We start from the raw sequence: 5,169 nt of genomic DNA, 5'->3' as shown, positions 1-5,169 counted from the left end.
CGTTCATGGCTACAACAATGCAAGAAAAAGAAGGCATGAGCGCAGAAAAGAGCAACAAGAGACATATAACAAGGATAAAGCCATCAATATGGCGTTAAAGACTGCTCTCAATCCAGAAGAAATTACAAAACCAACACGACCAGTATTATCACTGAACAGAAAAGCAAGGGATCGTGTGAGTAAGGCAATCTTAGTCCAATCTGCGCCAACATATGATAATTTCAATAACCGCTGTCTTCCCAATGCAGCTCTTTACTCAACCAAAACTCGCACCCGCCGTCGTCTGGAGTCAGGCGGGGTGACGGCGAGGGTATGATATTTTCTTTCTCAGATAATTGATCAGTATTGATGGAATATAGACTATAGCCATACTGATAAGGTACATGGAAGCACAATAAGTTACGATTTCTGGCAGAAAATTAGGTGCATGTTCGCGTAGCCATAATTCGAGTAGCTCAGGACGACATGTAATTAACAGGACGTAACCCAACAAAGCAAAATTCGATTTGTTAGCTTTCTTACCCAACCAGCCGACAATCTTTTTACTCCGACTTCTATCCATAGATTAAATTTTCTTCTCATTATATTGAGGGATTTATTCTACCCCATTTCTTTGCACTGGGGAACACGGTAACCACTGTCTAGTGGTTAAATATTCAGAAATAATAACCGATGCTAACAATAAGGGATAACCAACATTACTTCTAATAAAAGGTGAATAATGAAAACTTTTATCTTCGCTGCAATAGCGCGCTCCAATATGAAACAACGTCGCCCTGCATATGTTAGGACTCAGGCAAGTGATAGGGAAGAAGCAAGAAGAATATTAGCTCCTGTATATGTAATTTATGGCTGGATGGGACAAATAGTTAATTGTAACTGAGATAAACAATATTAATTTTGAGGGGAAGTAAAATGCAAAAGAAAGAACCTGTAATTATCGCAAATGGAAACACAATTGAAGAAGTTTATCAGTGGATGAAAAATAAATTAAAAGCGCACCGTGCTGTAGTTACTCTCGCAAACGAACTCAACTCGCTAAACAGGGCGCGCGAAGGAATCAATCAACAATTCGTTGATGCAGTCAATCAATCTAAAATAAATCTTTATAAACAAGATTATGATCGGGAAATAAATAATGACCCGATCATGGAAATAGAAAGGAAGCGAATTGAACTTATTCGTTCGATTCATGACTCAAGAGACGAAGAGCATGCTCACGAATAGTTTGTTCGCGATTGTAAAGCTTGTTGTCACTGTCATCCTTCATGTCTCTCACAAGAGTAAGGCTAATTGTTTCTAGATTATGATAAATGCGTTCCCTTTGTTCTTCGGTTAACACTTTGAGAATGGAGTGAATAATCCGGTTAAAGGCGGCTGTTTCAATTTCAATCTGCTTTAACATTTTTTCTTGACCAGAATCTTGAATCATAAAAAAGACCTCGTGTCTATTCGGGGGGCTGAAATATAACAAAATCCTGTCTGTTGGGGAATATCAGGATACCACTGCCACCTGAGGTGGTAAAACAAACAGGTTCATTTATGCGATCTGACAAAGGAGATCTAATGTTAATCCTAACTCGCCGCCGACAAGAAAAAATCATCATAGGTGATGATATTGAAATAGTAATATTAGGTATCAACGGCAATCAAATTAAAATAGGCGTTAAAGCACCCGAAGGTATTTCTGTACACCGTGAGGAAATATATCAACGCATTCAACCGGGAATTAAACATGATAAATAAACTACAAGCAGCCGTCGAAATTGCAGAAGAAATTGAAGCCGAACCGGATACTCACTTAATGTGCCGTGGTATTCATCGTCAGACTTGTAATTTAGCTCAGCGGTTAAGGGACATAAATAAAGAATATATTATGGAGGATAATCAGGCATTCGATGAATTGGAAGGCGTTGCGAGTGAAATAGAAAATATAAGAACATATGTTTCTTTATTAATGGAGGCGGATGAAAGTTTATCCGGTGCACAATTGCTTAGTATTGCATTGCTCGCAGTATGTAATATAGGCAAAGAAATAGCACGAGTCCGAGGGGTGAATTACTCATGAATAATATATTCCACCATATCCGTGTCAACAGTGAAAGACTCTCAGAAATGAGTGATGAAAATTTACAATTTTTATTTTCATCAAGCCATGAAGTCATTTATTCGATAACAAGTGGCATGAAGGCTATTGCTAATTTATCTGGTGCAGCGGTTAACGGTGAGGAATATTCACCCGATGAAGCAATGACTGACCTTGATAGATTATCCCGGCTGTTTTCTGTATTGCCTCTTATTATTGAAGCTGAATACGAAAACAATGTAAATGCAGTAAGTGAAATAAGAGAAAGAAGAAAAGTATGACCTTGCAGCCATATATTGGGGGAAGGCCAAAAATGTAGCCACCAGTTTTAATGCTCAATTATGGTCTGAATATCGCCAAGAGCACAACGAAAAAAGGCATTCACTACATCATAGCCATAGCACCGCATTAAGAAGCCAAAAAGAAAATAGACGAATGGCAGCCGCATTGAAAAAACACATGAATAAACAGGGGGTGAATAATGACCGTATATGAACAAGCAAAAGAATTAGCGCGGAATTTAGAACTCAAAGGCTTATTTCGCCGTGCTGCCAATAAATGGGGTGAAGCACTTTCATTATCTTGCAATAAAAAACAAGAACAGGAATGCACCAAGAATAATCTGCGCTGCATTCGACAAGCAAGAATAACTATTCGGGAGGGGTGGTAATGGCAAAACGAAAAAGAAGTAAAACCCAACAAGGTTATATGGGAATGACCATAAAGCTATCGCCGTTTAGCAAAAAGAATAAAGATTGAAATTAAGGAAGCAAAATAATGAATGAAGTAATCACTATCAATAAAACTCAAATGCCTGTCGTGGAATACCAAGGGCAACGTGTTGTGACGTTTTCCATGATTGATCAGGTTCACGCACGACCAGAAGGAACAGCCGGACGCAACTTCCGTGAAAATCGTTCACGCCTGATTGAAGGCGAAGATTTTTATGAACTCACTGCCGACGAAATTCGTCGTCAGTCGCTAACTCATATTTTTGCACCAAGAACTCCAAAAGGTATCGTCCTTACAGAGTCTGGTTACTTGATGTTGGTTAAGTCTTTCACTGACGACTTGGCCTGGCAGGTTCAACGCGAATTAGTGAATGGCTACTTCCGCAAGCCACAAACAGCATTGAGCGAACTTGAGATGATTGCCAGGATAGCCAGCCACACAGCCCAACAACAGCGCCAAATCAACCACATTGATGAGAGGGTTGATCAGGTTCAGGAAACGGTCGAGCAAATCAAGCGTGGAACTATTCCCGCTGGTTGGATTGGGTTCTCTCTGGCAGCGACCGAATCAGGGCTAACCAATCCCAAATGCCGCACGTTGGCTGAGCAGTACAACGTTCCTATCGATACCGTCACCATCATGACGCCAGACGGACAACCCCGCCCCATGAAAATTGTATTCAAGGAAGATTTCATGAGCGCGTGCCGTTTGATGATGGGTGAAGCCGAGAAGCGTGGTACTCGCTGGACACATCCCAAAATGGGGATCTTTCAGGTTATCGGCTGGGAGGGCGAGTAATGATTATTAAGTCCAATCTGTTGCGCGCTGCGTTGGTCTGTGTAGCTAAAAATGACCCGCGTTATTACCTGTATGGGGTGCATATCACCTCAAAATATCTGGAATCAACAAACGGTCATGTGGCCTTACGGTTAGAGCACGGCGTAAACACGCGCCGTCAAGCCATCGTCCAGTTTCACGGGAAGATCCCCAAGAAAGCAGAGACAACGGAACTGCATTTCACCAAAGAGCCTTATGCCGTACACAGGGATATCGCCGGAGTGAGAGTGGGGTTTACCGTCTTATCGATGCTGGATGGTCTCTTTCCTGATTTAGACCGCGTGATCCCAAAGAAGGTGGAAAATGGTATTCCCCACTTTCAAGCGGAGTACTTGGCCTACCCCTACGAAATGTTTAAGGCCGATTCAGGGTTCATCACCGTTTCCATGTATCCCTCCGGTATGACAGATAGCTGCTTGATGAAGTTTAGCGACAACATCAATCAGCGTTATGGCAACCCCCAGTTTGTTGTCATGCCATGTCGGGTGTAGTTACAGGGAGGTAAGCTGTGACAAATAAGCACCACCAGAGGGTGGACATCAACGACGAGCTGGTCAGGACGGTAGTCCACATCGACGACGGCAGGGATTACACACAGCAGCATATCCACACCATGAGACGTAACTTTTACATTCACGAGGGCATCAGCCCTCCTCTGCCACCCGCACCGAAAGTGGCAGACGTGAAGATAACACCCGTGAAGAATAACAAAAGCGTAAAGCGAGGTAAAAAATAATGAAAGGCAAACTATTGCCTGTGGTTGTCGGTGTTGAAATTCCCCTTGATGAATTCGGGCGCTACAACCTGAACGCACTGCATAAGGCCAGTAAAGAAGGTGAACACAAGCGCCCTTCCAAGTGGCTGGAAACAAAACAAGCAAGAGAGCTTATTAGAGAACTTGAAGTTAAGTTGTTGAAAAACAATCAAAGCCCGAATTCGGGCTTAGGTCGAAAAGTAATCAATGTAGCTCGTGGAGGTACATCACCCGGCACTTACGCTCATGAACTGATAGCCGTTTCATATGCAGGGTGGATTCGACCGGATTTTCAGCTTGATGTGAACCAGGCATTTATCGATTTCAAATCGGGAAAATCAAATATCGGCATTAATGCCCTGCCGTCTCTCGATCACATGGTTGGAAGATTTGATGAGTTACGCCACCAGCTAGCAAAGAATGAGAAGAACGAAGCTGAGTTGCTTTCTGTGTGCAGCCAAATCATGAACGCACGCAAAAAAACCAAAGGGAAGCGTCAGAAAATGATTAGTGCACTGAAAGAAGCAGGCCAAATGGCTATCTTTGATGATGAAAACAGCGGAGAACAACAATGATCAGCATTGATAACGCACAGAATGAAATTGGGTTGCCCGGTCACATTGATGATGGGCGCGAGTGGGCAGAGTGGTTGTTGAAAAAGGCGGATGAAAACAAGAAAACTCAAGGAATTCCTTGGGTCAGTGTCAAAGAAAGAATGCCAGAGGATGATGGCGGCTTTAGCCCTCTATGCCTTGTTTAT

General features: G+C 42.5%; 13 protein-coding genes. 11 read left to right on the top strand and 2 right to left on the bottom strand.

The annotated features are described in order from the left end of the window. Positions 1-316 (top strand): transcriptional antitermination N peptide (locus BM135_RS16075; RefSeq protein WP_245737439.1); only part of this gene is annotated, 316 nt, incomplete at its 5' end. Here BM135_RS16075 and BM135_RS16795 read toward each other — a convergent pair. After that, positions 290-562 (bottom strand): hypothetical protein, encoded by a 273-nt coding sequence (locus tag BM135_RS16795; protein ID WP_139204132.1) that lies wholly within the window; start codon positions 560-562, stop codon positions 290-292. The genes BM135_RS16075 and BM135_RS16795 overlap by 27 nt on opposite strands. Before the next feature lie 159 nt (positions 563-721). On the opposite strand from BM135_RS16795, the gene BM135_RS18090 reads away from it, so the two are divergent. From BM135_RS18090 to BM135_RS16040, 8 genes are all read left to right on the top strand, one after another. Continuing rightward, positions 722-883 carry a host cell division inhibitor Icd-like protein gene (locus BM135_RS18090; RefSeq protein WP_139204131.1) on the top strand — a complete coding sequence of 54 codons (162 nt, stop codon included), beginning with the start codon at positions 722-724 and terminating at the stop codon, positions 881-883. Positions 884-915: 32 nt separating this feature from the next. Beyond that, on the top strand, positions 916-1,227 hold the full coding sequence (locus tag BM135_RS16070) for a hypothetical protein (RefSeq protein ID WP_092521498.1): 312 nt from the start codon (positions 916-918) through the stop codon (positions 1,225-1,227). A 339-nt stretch (positions 1,228-1,566) separates the two neighbouring features. Continuing rightward, entirely contained in the window at positions 1,567-1,746 is a 180-nt protein-coding gene (gene csrA / locus BM135_RS16065; RefSeq protein ID WP_092521497.1) for a carbon storage regulator CsrA, read from the top strand. Further along, positions 1,736-2,068: a hypothetical protein gene (locus BM135_RS16060; protein ID WP_092521496.1), complete on the top strand. Its 333-nt coding sequence runs from the start codon at positions 1,736-1,738 to the stop codon at positions 2,066-2,068. Before csrA ends, BM135_RS16060 begins: the two co-directional genes overlap by 11 nt. Continuing rightward, a complete protein-coding gene (locus BM135_RS16055; protein WP_245737438.1) occupies positions 2,065-2,367 on the top strand; it encodes a hypothetical protein in 303 nt (100 codons plus the stop codon). The genes BM135_RS16060 and BM135_RS16055 overlap by 4 nt, the downstream gene beginning before the upstream one ends. A gap of 200 nt (positions 2,368-2,567) precedes the next feature. Then, positions 2,568-2,756, top strand: coding sequence for a PerC family transcriptional regulator (locus BM135_RS16050; RefSeq protein ID WP_092521495.1), 189 nt, complete (start codon positions 2,568-2,570; stop codon positions 2,754-2,756). Positions 2,757-2,863: 107 nt separating this feature from the next. Continuing rightward, positions 2,864-3,616: an ORF6N domain-containing protein gene (locus BM135_RS16045; RefSeq protein WP_092521494.1), complete on the top strand. Its 753-nt coding sequence runs from the start codon at positions 2,864-2,866 to the stop codon at positions 3,614-3,616. Further along, a complete protein-coding gene (locus BM135_RS16040; protein ID WP_092521493.1) occupies positions 3,616-4,146 on the top strand; it encodes a beta clamp domain-containing protein in 531 nt (176 codons plus the stop codon). The genes BM135_RS16045 and BM135_RS16040 overlap by 1 nt, the downstream gene beginning before the upstream one ends. Here BM135_RS16040 and BM135_RS16785 read toward each other — a convergent pair. Next, positions 4,104-4,292, bottom strand: coding sequence for a hypothetical protein (locus tag BM135_RS16785; RefSeq protein ID WP_139204130.1), 189 nt, complete (start codon positions 4,290-4,292; stop codon positions 4,104-4,106). The genes BM135_RS16040 and BM135_RS16785 overlap by 43 nt on opposite strands. Before the next feature lie 98 nt (positions 4,293-4,390). Here BM135_RS16785 and BM135_RS16030 point away from each other — a divergent pair, with 98 nt between their 5' ends. Next, entirely contained in the window at positions 4,391-4,984 is a 594-nt protein-coding gene (locus tag BM135_RS16030; protein ID WP_092521491.1) for a KilA-N domain-containing protein, read from the top strand. Beyond that, the coding region (locus BM135_RS16025) for a hypothetical protein (protein WP_139204129.1) at positions 4,981-5,169 on the top strand (189 nt) is incomplete at its 3' end. The genes BM135_RS16030 and BM135_RS16025, both read left to right, overlap by 4 nt.

Source organism: Xenorhabdus japonica (assembly GCF_900115195.1).
GTDB lineage: Bacteria > Pseudomonadota > Gammaproteobacteria > Enterobacterales > Enterobacteriaceae > Xenorhabdus > Xenorhabdus japonica.
Note: the sequence above shows the minus strand (reverse complement) of the source record. Positions and strands in the feature narration are given on the sequence as shown.

What these genes read in the sequence shown, in the direction of transcription:
- BM135_RS16795 (WP_139204132.1), bottom strand. Translation starts at nt 562, where the DNA reads ATGGATAGAAGTCGGAGTAAAAAGATTGTCGGCTGGTTGGGTAAGAAA.
- BM135_RS18090 (WP_139204131.1), top strand. Translation starts at nt 722, where the DNA reads ATGAAAACTTTTATCTTCGCTGCAATAGCGCGCTCCAATATGAAACAA.
- BM135_RS16070 (WP_092521498.1), top strand. Translation starts at nt 916, where the DNA reads ATGCAAAAGAAAGAACCTGTAATTATCGCAAATGGAAACACAATTGAA.
- csrA (WP_092521497.1), top strand. Translation starts at nt 1,567, where the DNA reads ATGTTAATCCTAACTCGCCGCCGACAAGAAAAAATCATCATAGGTGAT.
- BM135_RS16060 (WP_092521496.1), top strand. Translation starts at nt 1,736, where the DNA reads ATGATAAATAAACTACAAGCAGCCGTCGAAATTGCAGAAGAAATTGAA.
- BM135_RS16055 (WP_245737438.1), top strand. Translation starts at nt 2,065, where the DNA reads ATGAATAATATATTCCACCATATCCGTGTCAACAGTGAAAGACTCTCA.
- BM135_RS16050 (WP_092521495.1), top strand. Translation starts at nt 2,568, where the DNA reads ATGACCGTATATGAACAAGCAAAAGAATTAGCGCGGAATTTAGAACTC.
- BM135_RS16045 (WP_092521494.1), top strand. Translation starts at nt 2,864, where the DNA reads ATGAATGAAGTAATCACTATCAATAAAACTCAAATGCCTGTCGTGGAA.
- BM135_RS16040 (WP_092521493.1), top strand. Translation starts at nt 3,616, where the DNA reads ATGATTATTAAGTCCAATCTGTTGCGCGCTGCGTTGGTCTGTGTAGCT.
- BM135_RS16030 (WP_092521491.1), top strand. Translation starts at nt 4,391, where the DNA reads ATGAAAGGCAAACTATTGCCTGTGGTTGTCGGTGTTGAAATTCCCCTT.